A 17,237-nucleotide genomic window follows, 5' to 3' on the forward strand; every position below is an offset into this window, starting at 1 on the left:
CAAGAAAAAGGCCCGGTACACCTAAGTGCGGCCGGGCCTGAAAAGTTTGGGAGAGGATGCCTGTAAGGCACGAAGAGATATGCGGGCGCAGGCGATTCTTCGCAAGTGCGAAAGCCGCATAGCAAGTTGCAAAATGCGCAATAGCTACCGCTTTAATGACGGAAATATGTCAAATTACGCAAATTGTCTGTGCAAATAGTGAGCATTTGCCTACTTATTGGGCAATTGAACGCGCGCGGCGCATGTTGCGGCGCAGCATTTCCTCCGAGACAGAAAGGGCGCGCAGCGATCACTTGCACCCATTCCTCATCGCTTGGCAGGTTTTCGTGACATCATTTGATGACAGAGCCCCCGCCAATCTTTATCGCCAATCTTTATCGCCCTCCCGTAACGACGCCCGCCCTGAAACGATCCCGCGCGTTCCTGCTCAAGATCACACATGAACACGGACTGATATGACAAAGCTTTACCCAAACGCCGCCGCCGCACTGGACGGTGTTATCGCCAATGACATCCTGATCGCCAGCGGCGGGTTTGGCCTATGCGGTATTCCCGAAAGGCTGCTCGATGCGATCCGCGATACAGGCGTCACCGGGCTTACCTTTGCCAGCAACAATGCAGGCATTGACGATGAAGGCATCGGCAAACTCCTGCGCACCCGGCAAGTGAAAAAAATGATCAGTTCCTATGTCGGCGAGAACAAGGAATTTGAACGCCAGTTCCTCTCCGGCGAATTGGAAGTGGAATTTTGCCCGCAAGGAACGCTGGCTGAACGTATGCGCGCAGGCGGGGCTGGCATTCCCGGTTTCTACACCAAGACGGGCGTGGGCACGCAAGTTGCAGACGGCAAGGACATCAAAAGCTTTGACGGCGAGGATTACATCCTTGAACGCGGCATCTTTGCCGATCTTGCCATCGTCAAAGCGTGGAAAGCCGATGAAACCGGCAATCTGATTTTCCGCAAGACCGCGCGCAATTTCAATCAGCCGGCTGCCACTTGCGGCAAGGTGTGCATTGCCGAAGTGGAGGAAATCGTGCCTGCCGGATCGCTTGGGCCTGATGACATTCACCTGCCCGGCGTTTTCGTCAATCGCATGATTGTGGGCGCGCCTTATGACAAGAAAATCGAATTTCGAACCACTCGCAAACGGGAGACAGCATAATGAGCGATGCAATCGGCTGGACCCGCGACCAGATGGCAGCGCGCGCGGCGCGCGAATTGCAGGATGGGTATTACGTCAATCTGGGCATTGGCATTCCCACGCTGGTCGCCAATCATATTCCCGATGGCATGCATGTGACACTGCAAAGCGAAAACGGCATGCTGGGTATTGGCCCTTTCCCTTATGAAGGAGAGGAAGACCCCGATCTGATCAATGCGGGCAAGCAAACCATTAGCGAGCTGGAACACAGCGCCTATTTCGACAGCGCCACCAGTTTTGCGATGATCCGCGGCGGACATATTGACCTTACCGTGCTGGGCGCGATGGAAGTTGCCGCCAATGGCGATATCGCCAATTGGATGATCCCGGGCAAAATGATCAAAGGCATGGGCGGCGCGATGGATCTGGTTGCCGGCGTTAAAAAGATCATCGTGGTGATGGATCACACCAGCAAAGCGGGCGATCCCAAATTTATCCCGGCCTGCACTTTGCCGCTGACGGGGCAAAATGTCGTCGATATGATTGTCACCAATCTGGGCGTGTTCCACCGCGCGGACAAATCATCGGCTTTCCGCCTGATAGAGCTGGCCCCCGGCATCACCGAGGAACAGGTCGCGCAAAGCACCACGGCGCATTATGAGGTTGCGCTGTAAATCGAGCGCGCTAATCTTGGCCGCGTGGGATCAATCTTCGCTTTTAAGTTCCTCCATTATCTGGGGTTTATTCTGCTGGCCGGGAACATCACGGTCACTGCAGTGTGGAAAGTGTTTGCCGATCGCAATGGCGATTGGCGCATCGTCCAATTTGGCCAGCGTCTGGTAACAGGCACCGATTTTGGCCTGACGATACCTGGCATTATCCTGACGATGACCGGCGGATATGGCGCGGCATGGGCGATGCGATATTCGCTGTTTGATCATGCCTGGCTGGTGTGGAGCCAGATCCTGTTTGTGATTGCCGGATGCATCTGGCTGTTTGTGCTGGTGCCGATCCAGATCAAGCAGGCGCGGCTGGCCAATGCCTTTACCGCGCAGGACGGAGTGACCGATCAATACAAACGCCTGTCGCGGTTGTGGATCACATGGGGCCTGATCAGCACCGCGCCGCTGTGCATCATTTTGTGGCTGATGGTGGCCAAACCGATTTAGGGGCACATAGCGCAGGCGCTAAAGCGCGCCTGAGCTGATTTCGATTTCGTCTGTGTCACCCCAAGTTGATGCCGCGCTGACCCGCCGATTGGCGTTGATGATTTCCAGCACGCGCTCAAACGATGGCAGACGGTTTTGCGAGACGTAATTGATCCGCTGGCTATCGGTGATGACCGATATCGAAAACGATGGTTTCTTTGATTTGGCTTTGTCATCCATCAGCAATTGCGCGCCCCAATCAGGCCCAACCGACACGCCGATGCCGCTATCATTCAGCGCGATGATATAGGAATCCTGCGAAGCATCAGCGCGGTAAGCGACCTGCATGGCGCTGAGCGAACCATCGCGGCACCATGTAGGAGGAGGCGGCGGCGGGGCCGTATCATCGGCTTGCTCTTCTTGAACCTCTTCCAGCGCCATGCCGCCCAGCAATGCGCCAATCAATGCAGCGCCGGTGTCCTGTTTGGCATCCTTTGCCTTTTTCTTGAATTGCAGCTTGGCAGCGCAATCTTTGACCGGAACCGCCGGGGCCTGCGCAAATTGCGCCTTGGGCGGGGTGAGCTCGGCAAATGCCTCGTTCATCAAATCGCGCAATTGCTCAGGCGAGCGGTTTTGCGATGATGCGCGCATTTTCACAAACCAGCCATCAACCGAAAACAGCGCGACCGCCGTGCTGCTGATCTGCGAGCCTTTGGGCATATCATAGACAGCGCGCAGGCCCTGCCAGCTTTCCGCACCCGGCCAGCCAAACGGTTCTACACCAAAAGCAAGGCTCGCCCCGGCATAGGCATCGCGCACAGCAATGGCATTGCGGGACTGTTCAAACCATACGGGCAGCCCGGCATTGGTGTGGCGATAGATATAAAGCGAGAGTTCCTCGTAAGGTTCATCAGTGCGAAATGAGAAACCCAGATTGAGGAAATCGGGAGCGAATTCGGTCGCCTCTCCGCGCGGCAAACCGCCAAGGGTATCGGGCACAATGATGCCGCTGTGGGGATGGGTCCAGCTGGCACCGATTTCAAGCTCAATGGGCTGCTGCGCATGGGCGGCAGGCGCGGTGATGGAGGCGGCGGCGGTGATGGCGCAGGCGATGGCGGCAACCGGCGCAGCGCGTGCAAGCGGAGCCGTGAATGGAAGGCGGCGCGGGTGTTGGCAGCCGGATTTTTGCCTGGGTGACTGCTGGCGGCTCGATAGGTGGCCGCGTGACTGCTGGCTGCGTGATGGTGCGAACATGGTGATCCCCCTCAAGTGACGGCCTGATGATGGCAGGGTATCGACCAAGGTCAATGGGTTAGCGAACCGGGGGGCTGGCTGCGCGGGCTGGCGGGGGGCCTTATGAGGCATGGGCTGGAGCGTTTTGGAGCGCGTTGGGCGCGCGGTGCGTGAGCGGCGGGTGCATTGGGGCGCGGCGGAGCGAATTGGGCGCGGGTGCGGGTGCGGGTGCGGGTGCGGGTGCGGGAGGGATAACGCGGGCAGGCAAAAAGCAGGCGGGAAAAGCCATTTTCCTACATGCTCATGCTCTGCTACTTTTTCTTTGCCGCCGTCTTCGCCCGCTGCGGACCGCTCGGACAAATGAGGGCGCCCTCCCCCACTCCGGAGGCACCCTTTCCCAGCATGTGTTTCATGAACGAAGAAAGGGGCGAGATCAGCGATATTCTTGTGCGCCAAAGCGGCTTTGATCAGGCCAGAGAAGCCTTAAGATCATCCACCAGATCAACCCGTTCCCAAGGGAAGAAATCGCCATCCGCAATCCGGCCAAAATGCCCATAAGCTGCGCTTTTGCGGTAGATTGGTTTATTCAGCCCAAGGTGCTCTCGAATAGCGCGCGGGGTCAAACCGCCCAGCTTGCCAATCGCAGTAATCGCATCCTCGATCCTGGCATCAGTAACCCCCTCAGCCGCAGTGCCATGGGTATCAACATAAAGCGACAAAGGCTGCGAGACGCCAATGGCATAAGCGATCTGGATCGTGCACCGCCGGGCAAGACCAGCCGCCACAACATTCTTTGCCAGATAGCGTGTGATATAGGCAGCGCTGCGATCAACCTTGGTCGGGTCTTTGCCGCTGAAAGCCCCGCCGCCATGGGGCGAGGCGCCGCCATAGGTATCGACAATGATCTTGCGCCCGGTCAGGCCTGCATCACCATCAGGTCCGCCAATTTCAAACGCGCCAGTGGGGTTGATATGCCATGCGGTTTCGTCAGTGATAAATCCTGCGGGCAGGATCTTGGAGACCACACCTTTGACATAGGATTTTAGCTCCGCCTCTTTCTCGCCTTCGTGATAGCCGGGGGCGTGCTGGGTCGAGACCACGATGGCGGTGCAACCAACAGGCTTGCCGCTTTCATAACGCAAAGTGACCTGGCTTTTGGCATCCGGCTCAAGGAATGGCGCCGCGCCCGACTTGCGATCGGCCGCGAGCTGCTCGAGGATTTTGTGACTGTAATCAAGCGTCGCCGGCATCAGGTCAGGCGTTTCATCGCAGGCAAAGCCGAACATGATGCCCTGGTCGCCAGCGCCCTCGTCCTTATTGGACCCAGCATCGCCCGCATCCACACCCATGGCGATTTCCGCCGACTGGCCGTGCAGGTGATTTTCGAAAACGAGGCTTTCCCAGTGAAAACCTGATTGCTCATAGCCAATTTCGGCGACCGTCCGGCGAACCGCACTTTCGATTTCATCACGCGCGCCAGGTGCCCAGTAATTGTTGTATTTCCACTCTTCGCGCGACAGATCATACATCGGCTTGCACCGAATTTCGCCCGACAGAACGACGCGCTGGGTGGTGGTCATGGTCTCACAAGCCACACGCGCCTCGGCGTCCTTGGCAAGCATCAGATCAACAATGGCATCCGAGATTTGATCCGAAACTTTGTCGGGATGGCCTTCGGAAACGCTTTCGGAAGTGAACAGATAATCGCTGCGCATGGATGCTCCTGAGCAATAGCAAACGGGTCGGCTTCCATATGATATAAGGAAACCTTTATGTCTTTTGCAAAGCCCTAGCTGCGTGCTGCGCGCAGCGCAAGCAGTCTTGGCATGACCAAGCCCATCAGCGAAAACAGCGCCGCCCAACCCCATGTCAAAACGTGCCCGAAACGCGCGAAGAGTGTCGGTTCATGTGCGGCTGGTATCCGGCCATCCAATCGCCCTGCTTTGCCCGATGGTACAGTTTTAAGCACTATTCCCGAGGCGTTGATCACCGCGCTGATACCGGTCGTGGTTGACCGCAAAACAGGCAGACCTTCTTCAAGCGCGCGCATCCGGGCCTGGGCCAAATGCTGCGGAGGGCCCCAAGCGCCAAACCAGCCATCGTTCGAGGGATTGAAAATATAGTCGGGACGATTTTCCCGATCGACCACATGCCCGGAAAAGACAATCTCATAGCATATCTGGACCCCCGCCTTGCCGAAATTCCCAAGGTCGAGAGTTTGCGGGCCGGGGCCTGGCATATAGTCAATTGTGCCAGAGGTTAGCCGGGTCAAACCGATTGGCTCTAACACCCAGTCAAGCGGCAAATACTCGCCATAAGGCACAAGATGCGCCTTGGCATAATGGTGAGTGATATCACCCTCACCATTCAAACCGAGCACCGAATTGCGCGCAGTGACGGCAGTGGGAAAGCCAGCGCTGCCCATTCCTATATCGAGATTGACTACCCCTGTTAGAAGGGCAGCATCCGGTCCAATCACGCTGCCAATGCGCCCGCGCGCAAATTTGGGATCAGCGCCCGCTGTCATCCTGGCATAATAACGCTGTGGATAGCCATCTTCGAGGTAGTCAGGGATCGCGCTTTCTGGCCACAATACTAGCCGCTCCTCACCGCGTCCCGGTAATGTCAGATCTGAAATGCGCTGAAACTGCTCTTCGAATTTTGTGCCATCATTGATTTCATCTTGCGGGATAAGAGGTTGGATAAGAGCGTAACGAATGCCTTGCAATGGGGGCTTAGCGGGTGCGGTGAGAGGATGCAGCATCCCGCCCACGATGACCAGCACCCACGATGATCCAAACAACCAACGCCGCGCCGCAACGATGCCCATGCTGGCCGCTGCCAGCAGGATCGTCAGACCAGAAAGGGCATAAGTTCCCATCCATGGTAGAAGACCACCAATACCTGAGGTTTGCCAGCCGCCCAAAAGCAATAACCCAAGCGGCGGCCAGGGGTAGCCGGTGAACATCCAGCCTCTTGCCCACTCCATGATGATCCAGGCACCGGCCAGCGCGGCGGCAAAAGCCAGAAAACCTGCTTTATCTCCTATCCATTTTCGGCTCAGCAGATGCCCTGCCAAAACGGCAATAGCTGGATAGATCGCCAAATAAATGCACAGCAGAGGTACAGCGAGCCAGCCAAGAAATTCCGGCATGTTCGCCTGATATGTGAAAGCGGTTGCGATCCAATTGTTGGCGAGCGTCAAATGCGCCCAGCCGAAGAGAAATCCGCGCGCCAGCGCCGCTTTCCATGAAGGGGCGGCATGCCAGTGTGCAATGGCCGCTGCCAAAGCGGGAATGGCCAGCCACCATGCATGGAACGGAGGATACCCAAAGGCCGTCACCAGCCCAAGCAATAACGCTGTCAGCTTGGGCCAGGCCTCAGCGAACTCTACAATTGGCTTGAGCGGGTTGTTCGTAAGCTTACGGTTCATTGCACCCACACCTGTGCGGGCTGTCATGAATTAACCGACGGCCTCAAGATTGTCGTCGCTGTCATCATCTGAACCGATGGCTGGCGGAAGAACAGATTGGTCAAGTTCACCAGAACTGTCATCCTCATCGCGCGGTTTAGACGCCCGTGGTTTGCGGCGCGGAGTTCTTGCCTCGGCCTTGCTTTCGCTGCGCCCTTCACCGCGAGGTTTGCGCGGCCTGCGCTTGGGCTCTTCGCTTTCGTCGCCCTGCGCATCGCCGTCATTCGCGGCTTCACCTTCGCTGCCCATTTCACCTTCGGCAATCGCGTCGGCATCATCGCGGCGTGAGCGTCCTCGGCGGTTATTGTTGCGGCGGCGATTGCCGCTGTCTTCGCCATCTTCGCTATCGTCACTGGCATTATCGCCGCGTTCTTCGTTACGCTTGGCCCGCGCCTCGTCCTGACGCGCTTTGTTATCGGCGATGACCCGGAAATAGTGATCGGCAAACTGCAGGTAATATTCAGCCTGAACCCGGTCGCCATTGTGCTGAGCGTCCTGCGCCATTTTCTTGTACTTATCGAGCAATTGCGGCGCATTTCCGCGCGCACGGCTGTCGATCCGGTTCTGACTGTGTGCGCCGCCCTGATTGTTGCGATTTCCGCGACCACGGCGACGATTGTTACGATTGTTATTCAAAGGAAAATGTTCCTCACCAACGGCCCGGCGCACCTGATGGCGCGCAACCGGCCAAAAGACCCCAAAAGAGCACGCTCCGCGCTATGCTGGCCAAGGGCATGCCCTGACGGCCGTTCTGAGCGAGATTTGGAGCTTGGTTCAGCGATTTGCGCTTGTCGCTAATCGTGACCTGATTCTTTGCTAGCGAGCATCGCCCGCTTTGCCAAGCCCTAGGCGCGTTTTCCTTAGGAAAGGATAAGAACGCGCGGTCTGCCTGCCAGATCACGGCGCATCTCAACAGCAAAGCCTGAATCATAGGCCAAATGTGTCACGGCATCGGCCTGCGTGTGTCCAATTTCGAACAGAGCTTTCGCATGCTCGCTCATAAGCGGACGCAATTGGGGTATTAAAATGCGATAGTCATCGAGCCCATCAGGCCCCGCGAACAATGCGGAGGCCGGTTCAAAATTTAGCACATCCGGATCAAGCTGCGCGTTCTCTTCCACATAAGGTGGATTGCATAAGATGAGGTCGAATTGGCCCAAGCGCTTTGTCCAATTGGGCTTTCTCCAATCACGGTTATCCAGGCTTGCCCGGTTGAAAGCAATCAATGCGTTCAAATTTATGTCGGCCACTCCGAGCGCTTTTGCAGAACTATCGATGCCAATCCCGTGTGCTTGTGTTTCGCAGAGAAAAGACAAAAGCAGTGCCCCGCTCCCCGTCCCAATATCGAGCACTCTGCTTGCATCGTGTTTAGTTTCGAGCGCCGTCTCGATCAGCGCTTCGCTATCGCTTCGCGGGATAAGCACGTCGTGCGTCACATGAAAAGTGCGTCCGAAAAATTCCGCTTCGCCAGTCAAATAGGCCACTGGCTCATGGGTTGCGCGGCGTTCAACAAGCGAAGCGAAGCGCTTGGGCGCTGTGTGGCCCATATAGCCCAGCAGCAATTCCGATCGACCGATGCCAAAACAGTGCGCCATGAGCAATTCAGCATCGAGGCGCGCAGTGTCACTGGTCACCTGCAGCTGCTCTGCCGCGGCCCGTATAGCTTCTGCGACTTTCATTCTGAAAGTGTTGTCAGCCGTTTGGCTTCGTCCTCTGATGTAAGCGCATCGACGACTTCGCCCAGGCCCGTCCCTGCGAGCACTTCTTCAAGTTTGTGCAAAGTGAGCCCGATACGGTGATCGGTCACGCGGCCTTGCGGAAAATTGTATGTGCGAATGCGTTCGGACCTGTCTCCGCTGCCGACCATTGCCTTGCGCGCTTCGGCTTCTGCACCCTGCGCCTCGTCGCGCATTTTCTCATAAAGCCGCGCGCGCAGAACCTGCATCGCTTTCGCCCGGTTCTTGATCTGGCTGCGTTCATCCTGCTGCATAACGACAAGACCACTTGGCAAGTGCGTTATCCGCACTGCGCTGTCGGTGGTGTTCACGTGCTGGCCGCCAGCACCCGATGCGCGGTAGGTATCAATTTTGAGGTCATTCTGGTCGATCTGCACATCAACTTCATCGGGTTCAGGCAGAACCGCGACAGTTGCAGCCGAGGTGTGAATGCGCCCTCCACTTTCGGTGACGGGCACGCGCTGCACCCGGTGGACACCGCTTTCAAACTTGAGCTTGGCAAAAACGCCTTGTCCGGCGATATTGGCAACTATTTCCTTAAATCCGCCCACTTCTGATGCGTTCATGCTGACAGGTTCGACGCGCCAACCATTCTCCTGCGCGAACCGTTCGTACATTCGGTACAAATCGCCCGCGAACAAAGCGGCCTCATCTCCGCCGGTCCCAGCGCGAATTTCGAGCATGGCAGGCTTACTGTCTGCTGCATCCCGGGGAAGAAGGGCAATGGCGAGCGCGCGCTCTTTTTCCGGCAGAGCGGCGCGCAAATCGGCCAGCTCCTCTTGCGCCATGGCTTTCATTTCGGGATCGTCAAGCATCTCTTCGAGCCCGGCGACCTCCTCGCGAATAGCCCGAACCTCGGCGGCGGTTTTTGCGACCGGTTCAAGCTCTGCATAATCGCGCGAGGCCTTTACAAATTCATCGCCCTCAAGCGTGCCCGATGCCATCCGCGCTTCAAGCTCGGCAAAGCGATTGGCGATCTGATCAAGGCGTTCGGGTGGGATTTGCATTCTTACTCTCTACGTCATTCCCGCGAAGGCGGGAATCCAGCCTACGGATGTCGCTGCCATTTAAAGCAGTTGGATCCCCGCCTTCGCGGGGATGACAAATGGGCTATAAGTGCCGCGAAAAAATCGCGGAGATCTCGTTCGTCGTCTTGTTCGTTTAATCCACCCTTCGAAAAATACGATGGTTCATCATTTTGTTTGCGTAACGATGTTAAAACTGAGGCATCCAATTTTGCCGCCCGGTCGAATCTTTTGCGCGGAGAATTGGTGGCAAGTAGCTCCACGGAAAATCCAGCGCCGCGAAGGTCGCTTACAATGCGTTGCGCGTTGGCAAGAAGCGTATCGTCTTCCAAAGCAATCGCCACGTCCAGTTTTGCCTCGCCCCGCTCCCCAACCAACATAGCGAGCCGCTCAATCCCGGCAGCCCAGCCGACCGCAGGCGTCGCTGGCCCGCCAAGACTTTCCATCAACCCGTCATAGCGCCCGCCGCCCAGCACCGTGCTTTGCGCGCCCAAAGCCTCTGCCGCTGCGGAACCCTCATCAGGGATAAATTCAAATGCGGTGTGCCGGTAATAATCGAGGCCGCGCACGAGGCTTTCTGCCCTTGTCCATTTAACGCCCGCCGCATCCAGCCCGCTTGTCACGCTTTCAAAAAAGGCGAGCGCTTCATCGGACAAGAATTCATCAATCTTGGGAGCGTCAGCCAAAAACACTTTGTCGCGCGGGTCTTTGCTGTCCAGAATGCGCAAGGGGTTTTTCTCCAGCCGCTCTTGGCTGTCTTCGGACAAATCGCCGCGCACTTTGCCGAAATATTCGATCAAGCCAGCGCGCCAGGCTGCGCGGCTATCCGCATCGCCCAGAGTGTTGAGATTAAGCGTCACGCCCTCAATGCCAAGCTCGCGCAGCAATTGATCCGCCATAGCAAGCAATTCGACATCGGCCTGCGGTTCGCCTGCGCCTATGATCTCTGCATCTATCTGGTGGAACTGGCGATAGCGGCCCTTTTGCGGGCGTTCATAGCGGAACAGCGGGCCGTGCGTTGCGACCTTTAGAGGCGTGTATTGCTGCCAGCCATTGGTCAGATAAGCGCGCGCAATCCCGGCGGTGAATTCCGGGCGCAGAGTGAGAGAAGTGCCACCTCGATCATCGAAAGAGTACATTTCTTTCGACACAACATCGGTCGTCTCGCCCAGTGAGCGGGCAAACACCTCGGTTTTTTCGAACACCGGAAATTCCGCGCGGCGGAAGCGGTAAAGTTTGCGCACTCGTTCAAAAGTCTCGACGACAAATGCAAACGCCTCTGCATCCGCGCCGAATATGTCCTGCGTGCCTCTGATTGCTTTGGGTGTGTTCTTACTCATAAGGGCGAGCGATTACGACCAAGGGAGGTCTTTCGCAATCCTCAACACTCCGCTAAGCGCCAGCCGAAGCCTTTTGGGAGAGGGGCCGACCGTCAACTCACGCTGGCCCGAAGAGCCATGCAACACAGGATCCTATTATGCGCATCGACAAGATTCCCACTGGCGAAAACCCTCCCGAAGAACTCAATGTCATTATCGAAGTGCCCACGGGCGGCGAACCGGTAAAATATGAATTCGACAAAGAATCAGGCGCATTGTTTGTGGACCGAATTCTGCACACACCTATGCGCTATCCCGCCAATTACGGGTTTGTGCCCCATACTTTGAGCCCGGATGGCGATCCGCTGGATGCGCTAGTGATTTCGCGCTCTCCCTTCATCGCAGGCTGCGTTGTGCGCGCGCGGCCCATCGGCGTGCTTAACCTTGAAGATGAGCATGGCGGGGACGAGAAACTGATCTGCGTGCCGGTGGACACAACATTCCCGTACTATTCAGATGTGGGCGAAACCAAGGATTTGCCCTCGATCATTTTCCAGCAGATCGAGCATTTCTTCACGCACTACAAAGATCTTGAGGCTGAAAAATGGGTGCGGGTTGGCAAATGGGGCGATGCCAATGAAGCGCGCCAGATTGTAATCGAGGCGATCGAACGCGCAAAAGGGTGATCAAGGGATCAAAGCAGGTTTAGCGCGCTTGAGGAATAACTCATCCAGCGCGCGGCCCGCTTATCCTGCTGGGAAAACGGCCTTGAATATGGCCGTTAAGGCGAACGGCAGACCAATGGCGAGCAGCCACAGGGCAATCACATCGCGCCGGAAAGCGCCGCCAAAAGCAGGGTCGATTGCCTCATCGTCACTCAAACTGGCCCAGCGGCGTTCAAACCAGCGGCATGCCGGGATAATGCCCGCGACAAGAATGATAAGGGCGACATAAGGCAGAATTGACGCGGATCCTTGCGCCAAAGCCTTGACTGTCACGAAAATCTGCAAGCCTGTGTAAACGAGGAGAGCATAAGCTACATTATCGCTCATCGAGCGACGCCAATCGCGTGCCCGCCGGGAATTATCTCCGGCCATTTGCGCTGTCTGGGCAAACTTTGTGTCTTGCACGCGATTGTTCATTGCACCGCTCCCCAACGGAAAGTTCTTGAAGAGAGTATCTCAAAGACAAGGACGAGTTGCAAGCGCAGTAACCAAATTCTCAGAACCTTGCGTTTGGCGCAATTCAAGCTCCGCAATGAGCTGGATTATCGAGTTTTTTTGGGGTGAGCCTTAGCAAGGCCGTGCGGTAACCTGATAAATTTTGCAAAGCTCGTGCAGCGCTCTCGCAACGGCAAAGCAAAAATCCTGCCAGAATCGGTCAATAGGTAGCTCTGCACCCTTTTCTGGTAAGGTATAGGTGCTAAGAGGGTCATATGAACGAGATGGCTGCCTCTGCTGATACCCTTACCCCGCAGGAAAGCGTCGTGGCTGACGGCGGGCTGGAAGTTATCTCAATTGCCAAAAGCTATGACAAACGCAGCGTCCTAAGCGACATTTCCTTGACCGTCGCCAAAGGTGAGGTTCTGGGCCTGCTTGGGCCCAATGGCGCTGGTAAGACCACCTGCTTTTATTCAATCATGGGCCTGGTCCGGCCAGATTCCGGTCGCATCCTAATGGATGGCGAAGACGTAACCAAATTGCCGATGTATCGCCGCGCTATCCTTGGACTGGGCTATCTTCCGCAGGAAACCAGCATTTTTCGCGGAATGACTGTTGAGCAGAATATCAATTGTGTGCTCGAAATGGTTGAACCCGATGGCGAGACCCGCAAAGCAGAATTGGAGCGGCTGCTGAGCGAATTCGGCCTTACCCGTCTGCGTGACAGCGCCGCCATGGCCTTGTCAGGCGGTGAGCGCAGACGCTGCGAAATTGCCCGTGCGCTTGCGGCTAAACCGTCCATCATGCTGCTTGATGAACCCTTTGCCGGGATCGACCCCTTATCCATCAGCGATATTCGTGATCTGGTAAAAGATCTAAAACAACGCGGCATTGGCGTGCTTATCACCGATCACAATGTCCGCGAGACGCTCGATATCGTCGACAGGGCCTGCATCATTTATGGCGGACAAGTGCTGTTTGCCGGCTCCCCGCAAGAGCTCGTCGCGGATGAAAACGTACGCCGGCTTTATCTTGGTGAGAGCTTTACGCTCTAACGGATATTTATGGCTCTAGGTCCGCGCCTCGACCTCAGGCAATCCCAATCGCTTGTGATGACGCCGCAATTGCAGCAGGCGATCAAGCTTCTGGCTGCCTCCAATCTCGAAATCGAGACCTTTATTGGCGACGCATTGGAAGCCAATCCGCTGCTGGAAGTGGGCAACACGCAAAGCGAAGCCTCGGATGCACCGGCCGATGGCGACGATATCCCGCGCGAAGAATTTACCGCAGACCAATTGATGGGGCAGGCCCAAGGCGAAAGCGAAGCGCCGCTTGATCTGGACACTGGCGCATTGGACCGCGACGTGGATACTGGCGATGGTGCGCGCATCGGCGATGCCGCTGCTCCCAGCAATGACGCGGATTGGAGCGCGGGAGCAGGAGGCGGCGTCGCTGGCGGCGATAGCGAGCTACCAGACCTCGAAGCCACACAGTCCGCAGACATTACTTTGGGCGATCATCTGCGCCAACAAGTGGGAGCTGCCTCGAGCCATGAGCGCGAGGCATTTATCGCCAGTCATCTGATCGGTATGCTTGATGATACAGGCTGGCTACCGTTTGATCTGCGCGACATTGCTTATGATCTGGGTATTGATCTGGCTTCTGCAGAGCGAGCTTTGGCGGTCGTCCACACACTTGATCCCTCCGGGGTCGGCGCGCGTGATCTGGCCGAATGCCTCGCCATTCAGGCGAAAGAAGCGGATCGCTATGATCCCTGCATGGCTCGCCTGCTTGATAATCTGGAATTGCTTGGCAGGGGCGAGGTTCAGCGGCTAAAACGGATTTGCAAGGTGGATGATGAAGATTTCGCCGACATGCTGCGTGAATTGCGGCAATACGATCCCAAGCCAGGCCTCGCTTTTGCTCACAACAGCGGCGGAGCCATCGTTCCGGACATTCTGTTAGCTGACAATGGCAAGGGCGGATGGGATATAAAGCTCAACGAGGAGACCCTGCCGCGGCTGGTGGTTAATCGCGATTATTACGTCGAAGTGGGCGCAGGCAGCCAATCTGCCGAGGCGCAAGGGTGGCTTAAAGAAAAGCTGGCGGATGCGCATTGGTTGATCCGCGCATTGGACCAACGTCAAAAGACAATCCTGAAAACCGCTGCCGCAATCGTAAAGCAACAGGACGGGTTTTTCCGAAAGGGCGTGTCTGAATTGCGTCCCTTGACCCTGCGCGAGGTTGCTGAGCAGATCGAGATGCATGAAAGCACTGTCAGCCGGGTGACCAGCAACAAATTCCTGTCTTGCGACCGGGGTTGCTTTGAACTGAAATACTTCTTTTCCAGCGGCGTGGCATCAAGCGATGGCGAAGGCGCATCATCTGAGGCGATCAAGGCGCGTATCAAAGCGCTGACAGATGAAGAAGATCCGAAAAAAGTGCTGTCGGATCAAAAACTGGTCGACCTGCTTAAAGGTGAAGGGTTCGACCTTGCTCGCAGAACCGTCGCTAAATATCGCGAGGCCGCAGGAATAGGCTCCAGCGCTCAAAGACGGCGCCAAAAGAAGCTGGACGGCATTTGATCGATGCCTTGAATGAGCAGATAGCGGCTCCAACGGCCCTACGTGTTAACCCCTGCGACTCGTGGGAAACCCTTGGTTTACGCTAAATTAACCTTTTCCGTTCAGAACTTGTGTGGTTAATACATGGCAACACCTCTTACCGAGGGGTTACCAAGTCAACCGATTGCCAATTTTTCGCCTAACACAGGGCAAATAGGGGACCAGCAATGCGAGTGCTGTTGATTGAAGACGAGCCGACCACAGCAAAAGCCATCGAGCTTATGCTGACGACAGAAGGCTTTAATGTTTACTCCACCGATCTGGGCGAAGAAGGCCTCGATCTGGGTAAACTGTATGATTACGACATCATCCTGCTCGACCTGAATCTGCCGGATATGCACGGCTATGATGTGCTCAAAAAACTGCGCGTCGCCAAAGTGCAAACGCCTGTTCTTATATTGTCTGGCATTGCCGAAATGGACAGCAAAATCCGGTCCTTCGGTTTTGGCGCTGACGATTACGTGACCAAACCCTTCCATCGTGAAGAATTGGTTGCCCGCATCCATGCTGTTGTGCGCCGATCGAAAGGTCACAGCCAATCGATCATTCGCACGGGCAAACTGGCAGTCAATCTTGATGCGAAAACTGTCGAAGTGGACAGCGCACGGGTTCATCTGACGGGTAAAGAATATGCCATGCTTGAGCTGCTCAGCTTGCGCAAAGGCACGACCCTCACCAAAGAAATGTTCCTCAACCACCTTTACGGCGGTATGGATGAGCCGGAACTCAAAATTATCGACGTCTTCATTTGCAAGCTGCGCAAGAAATTGAGCCATGCTTGCGGCGGGGAAAACTACATCGAAACCGTTTGGGGTCGCGGATATGTTCTGCGCGATCCGCAAGAAGAAGTCGAAGCGGCTTGATCCGCTCGCGTTCGGGACGCCTCATGCGTCCTTTGATCCGCGCCCGAAGGGGTTTTCTGCATGCGATCAGAACGGCTGATCGCCTGCGGTCCGAATTTCACGAATTCGGTCTTCTGTGAAACAAACGCCCGGAGCCTCACGCTTCGGGCGTTTTTCTTTGTGTTGGCGCAAATGGTGCGATTTGCAGAACGTGGTTGCTCCAGCCCTTAGGTCAGCCCTTTCTAGGCCCCATCCTGATCTTCCGTCACCATTTGGGCAGCCTTCGCAAAATCGCCCCCGGTTGGCTCCTGGAACAGCTTGAGACCGAATTCCGGCACGATAGCAATCAGATGATCGAATATATCCGCCTGGATCGTTTCAAACTCGCTCCAATTGGTGGTGTCGGTAAAACAATACAGCTCCAATGGTGTGCCCTGCGCGCTTGGCGGCAATTGCCGGACCATCATCGTAAAATTGTTCGGTTCAAGCCTTGGATGCCACGCCAGATAGGCGCCGACATATGCGCGGAAAGTGCCAAAATTCGTCAAACGTCTGGCGTTCACGGGAGCATCTTCGCCGGATAGTTCGCGCGTGTTCCACTCCGCAATCTCCTCGCGCTTGGCGACGAGATAGTCCTTCAGCATCTTGAACCGTTTGAGCGCAACGACCTCATCATCGTCCAGAAAGCGGATCGAGCTTTGATCAATCATCAAAGACCGTTTGATTCGGCGACCACCCGCGTCGGTCATACCGCGCCAATTGCGAAAGGCATCTGAAACGAGCCGGTGCGTTGGAATGGTTGTGATCGTCTTATCGAAATTCTGCACTTTCACCGTGTGCAAAGAGATATCGATCACATCCCCATCAGCATCCATACTGTTCATTGTGATCCAGTCGCCTACTCGCAGCATGTCATTGGTCGACAGCTGCACGCTCGCCACAAGGCTGAGAATGGTGTCTTTGAACACCAGCAAAAGCACTGCCGTTATCGCGCCCAGACCCGACAGCAGGAGCAGCGGCGACTGATCGATCAGAACTGAAATCAGAATGATCGCAGCCCCGCAAAGAATAATGATCTTCAAAAGCTGGACAAAGCCTTTGATCGGGCGGTCACGGGCACGCGGCTGGCGTTCATAGAGCTCGTTGGCGTATGTAAGTCCTTTCACGATTGCCATCGCAAAGGACATGACGATCAGGGCCTGTGCGACATTCCTGATTACAGTGCTTATGTCGGCTGCAAGGTGCGGCACCGTTTGAATGCCGCGTGAGATGATCAGCAAAGGTATCGCTGTGGCAAGCCACGCAGCAGCTTTATCTATCGTGTCGGTTTTTTCGTCCAACCACGGCTTTGCCGCCCGCAGGATCACGTGTTTCAGCACGTAGTTAACTACCACTGCCGTCAAGATAAGGATGGTCAAACCGATAGCGGTCTGCGCCCAGATGGGCTGCGCGGAGAGAAATGTGTTAAATTGGTCCATTACTTGGCGCGATAGCGGTAAGCAGTGCTATCGCTCAACCCTTGGCTGCGACGACCTT

At 56.0% G+C, this 17,237-nt stretch carries 16 protein-coding genes; 7 read left to right on the top strand and 9 right to left on the bottom strand.

Features of this window, described 5'->3' with window-relative positions:
• The first annotated feature begins 455 nt into the window (after positions 1 to 455).
• The 3 genes from AC0V6L_RS04175 to AC0V6L_RS04185 are packed head-to-tail and all read left to right on the top strand — an operon-like array spanning position 456 to position 2,311.
• Positions 456 to 1,163 (top strand): CoA transferase subunit A, encoded by a 708-nt coding sequence (locus AC0V6L_RS04175; protein WP_486148475.1) that lies wholly within the window; start codon positions 456 to 458, stop codon positions 1,161 to 1,163.
• Positions 1,163 to 1,816 carry a CoA transferase subunit B gene (locus AC0V6L_RS04180; RefSeq protein ID WP_486153140.1) on the top strand — a complete coding sequence of 218 codons (654 nt, stop codon included), beginning with the start codon at positions 1,163 to 1,165 and terminating at the stop codon, positions 1,814 to 1,816. Before AC0V6L_RS04175 ends, AC0V6L_RS04180 begins: the two co-directional genes overlap by 1 nt.
• A 24-nt stretch (positions 1,817 to 1,840) precedes the next feature.
• On the top strand, positions 1,841 to 2,311 hold the full coding sequence (locus AC0V6L_RS04185) for a DUF2269 family protein (RefSeq protein WP_486148479.1): 471 nt from the start codon (positions 1,841 to 1,843) through the stop codon (positions 2,309 to 2,311).
• A gap of 18 nt (positions 2,312 to 2,329) precedes the next feature.
• Here AC0V6L_RS04185 and AC0V6L_RS04190 read toward each other — a convergent pair whose 3' ends face one another.
• The 7 genes from AC0V6L_RS04190 to hisS all read right to left on the bottom strand — a co-directional run bounded on the left by AC0V6L_RS04190 (position 2,330) and on the right by hisS (position 11,096).
• Entirely contained in the window at positions 2,330 to 3,544 is a 1,215-nt protein-coding gene (locus AC0V6L_RS04190; protein ID WP_486153141.1) for a hypothetical protein, read from the bottom strand.
• A 446-nt stretch (positions 3,545 to 3,990) separates the two neighbouring features.
• On the bottom strand, positions 3,991 to 5,238 hold the full coding sequence (metK, locus tag AC0V6L_RS04195) for a methionine adenosyltransferase (protein WP_486153142.1): 1,248 nt from the start codon (positions 5,236 to 5,238) through the stop codon (positions 3,991 to 3,993).
• A 74-nt stretch (positions 5,239 to 5,312) separates the two neighbouring features.
• On the bottom strand, positions 5,313 to 6,983 hold the full coding sequence (gene lnt, locus AC0V6L_RS04200) for an apolipoprotein N-acyltransferase (protein WP_486153143.1): 1,671 nt from the start codon (positions 6,981 to 6,983) through the stop codon (positions 5,313 to 5,315).
• A gap of 3 nt (positions 6,984 to 6,986) precedes the next feature.
• A complete protein-coding gene (locus tag AC0V6L_RS04205; protein WP_486153144.1) occupies positions 6,987 to 7,631 on the bottom strand; it encodes a DUF4167 domain-containing protein in 645 nt (214 codons plus the stop codon).
• A gap of 224 nt (positions 7,632 to 7,855) precedes the next feature.
• Complete coding sequence (gene prmC, locus AC0V6L_RS04210; RefSeq protein ID WP_486153145.1) at positions 7,856 to 8,674, bottom strand: peptide chain release factor N(5)-glutamine methyltransferase; 819 nt, start codon at positions 8,672 to 8,674, stop codon at positions 7,856 to 7,858.
• Positions 8,671 to 9,738, bottom strand: a complete 1,068-nt coding sequence (prfA, locus tag AC0V6L_RS04215) for a peptide chain release factor 1 (RefSeq protein ID WP_486153146.1) — start codon at positions 9,736 to 9,738, stop codon at positions 8,671 to 8,673. Before prfA ends, prmC begins: the two co-directional genes overlap by 4 nt.
• 41 nt (positions 9,739 to 9,779) lie before the next feature.
• On the bottom strand, positions 9,780 to 11,096 hold the full coding sequence (hisS, locus tag AC0V6L_RS04220) for a histidine--tRNA ligase (protein WP_486153147.1): 1,317 nt from the start codon (positions 11,094 to 11,096) through the stop codon (positions 9,780 to 9,782).
• A 137-nt stretch (positions 11,097 to 11,233) separates the two neighbouring features.
• Here hisS and ppa point away from each other — a divergent pair, with 137 nt between their 5' ends.
• Positions 11,234 to 11,761: an inorganic diphosphatase gene (gene ppa, locus AC0V6L_RS04225; protein WP_486153148.1), complete on the top strand. Its 528-nt coding sequence runs from the start codon at positions 11,234 to 11,236 to the stop codon at positions 11,759 to 11,761.
• Between the two features lie 60 nt (positions 11,762 to 11,821).
• Here ppa and AC0V6L_RS04230 read toward each other — a convergent pair whose 3' ends face one another.
• A complete protein-coding gene (locus AC0V6L_RS04230) occupies positions 11,822 to 12,127 on the bottom strand; it encodes a hypothetical protein (protein WP_486153149.1) in 306 nt (101 codons plus the stop codon).
• Between the two features lie 383 nt (positions 12,128 to 12,510).
• Between AC0V6L_RS04230 and lptB the strand changes: the two genes are divergently transcribed.
• From lptB to ctrA, 3 genes are all read left to right on the top strand, one after another.
• Positions 12,511 to 13,290, top strand: a complete 780-nt coding sequence (gene lptB / locus AC0V6L_RS04235) for an LPS export ABC transporter ATP-binding protein (RefSeq protein ID WP_486153150.1) — start codon at positions 12,511 to 12,513, stop codon at positions 13,288 to 13,290.
• Positions 13,291 to 13,299: 9 nt separating this feature from the next.
• Positions 13,300 to 14,820, top strand: a complete 1,521-nt coding sequence (gene rpoN, locus AC0V6L_RS04240; protein ID WP_486153151.1) for an RNA polymerase factor sigma-54 — start codon at positions 13,300 to 13,302, stop codon at positions 14,818 to 14,820.
• Positions 14,821 to 15,026: 206 nt separating this feature from the next.
• Positions 15,027 to 15,722, top strand: a complete 696-nt coding sequence (gene ctrA, locus AC0V6L_RS04245; protein WP_298305869.1) for a response regulator transcription factor CtrA — start codon at positions 15,027 to 15,029, stop codon at positions 15,720 to 15,722.
• Between the two features lie 221 nt (positions 15,723 to 15,943).
• Here ctrA and AC0V6L_RS04250 read toward each other — a convergent pair whose 3' ends face one another.
• Entirely contained in the window at positions 15,944 to 17,179 is a 1,236-nt protein-coding gene (locus tag AC0V6L_RS04250) for a mechanosensitive ion channel family protein (protein WP_486148502.1), read from the bottom strand.
• Positions 17,180 to 17,237 lie beyond the last annotated feature (58 nt).

It is taken from the genome of Erythrobacter sp. JB1-15 (genome assembly GCF_057365035.1).

Bases quoted from the DNA above. Each gene is read 5' to 3' on its own strand.
- AC0V6L_RS04175 (WP_486148475.1), top strand. From the start codon at position 456: ATGACAAAGCTTTACCCAAACGCCGCCGCCGCACTGGACGGTGTTATC.
- AC0V6L_RS04180 (WP_486153140.1), top strand. From the start codon at position 1,163: ATGAGCGATGCAATCGGCTGGACCCGCGACCAGATGGCAGCGCGCGCG.
- AC0V6L_RS04190 (WP_486153141.1), bottom strand. From the start codon at position 3,544: ATGTTCGCACCATCACGCAGCCAGCAGTCACGCGGCCACCTATCGAGC.
- metK (WP_486153142.1), bottom strand. From the start codon at position 5,238: ATGCGCAGCGATTATCTGTTCACTTCCGAAAGCGTTTCCGAAGGCCAT.
- lnt (WP_486153143.1), bottom strand. From the start codon at position 6,983: ATGACAGCCCGCACAGGTGTGGGTGCAATGAACCGTAAGCTTACGAAC.
- prmC (WP_486153145.1), bottom strand. From the start codon at position 8,674: ATGAAAGTCGCAGAAGCTATACGGGCCGCGGCAGAGCAGCTGCAGGTG.
- prfA (WP_486153146.1), bottom strand. From the start codon at position 9,738: ATGCAAATCCCACCCGAACGCCTTGATCAGATCGCCAATCGCTTTGCC.
- hisS (WP_486153147.1), bottom strand. From the start codon at position 11,096: ATGAGTAAGAACACACCCAAAGCAATCAGAGGCACGCAGGACATATTC.
- ppa (WP_486153148.1), top strand. From the start codon at position 11,234: ATGCGCATCGACAAGATTCCCACTGGCGAAAACCCTCCCGAAGAACTC.
- AC0V6L_RS04230 (WP_486153149.1), bottom strand. From the start codon at position 12,127: ATGAGCGATAATGTAGCTTATGCTCTCCTCGTTTACACAGGCTTGCAG.
- lptB (WP_486153150.1), top strand. From the start codon at position 12,511: ATGAACGAGATGGCTGCCTCTGCTGATACCCTTACCCCGCAGGAAAGC.
- rpoN (WP_486153151.1), top strand. From the start codon at position 13,300: ATGGCTCTAGGTCCGCGCCTCGACCTCAGGCAATCCCAATCGCTTGTG.
- ctrA (WP_298305869.1), top strand. From the start codon at position 15,027: ATGCGAGTGCTGTTGATTGAAGACGAGCCGACCACAGCAAAAGCCATC.
- AC0V6L_RS04250 (WP_486148502.1), bottom strand. From the start codon at position 17,179: ATGGACCAATTTAACACATTTCTCTCCGCGCAGCCCATCTGGGCGCAG.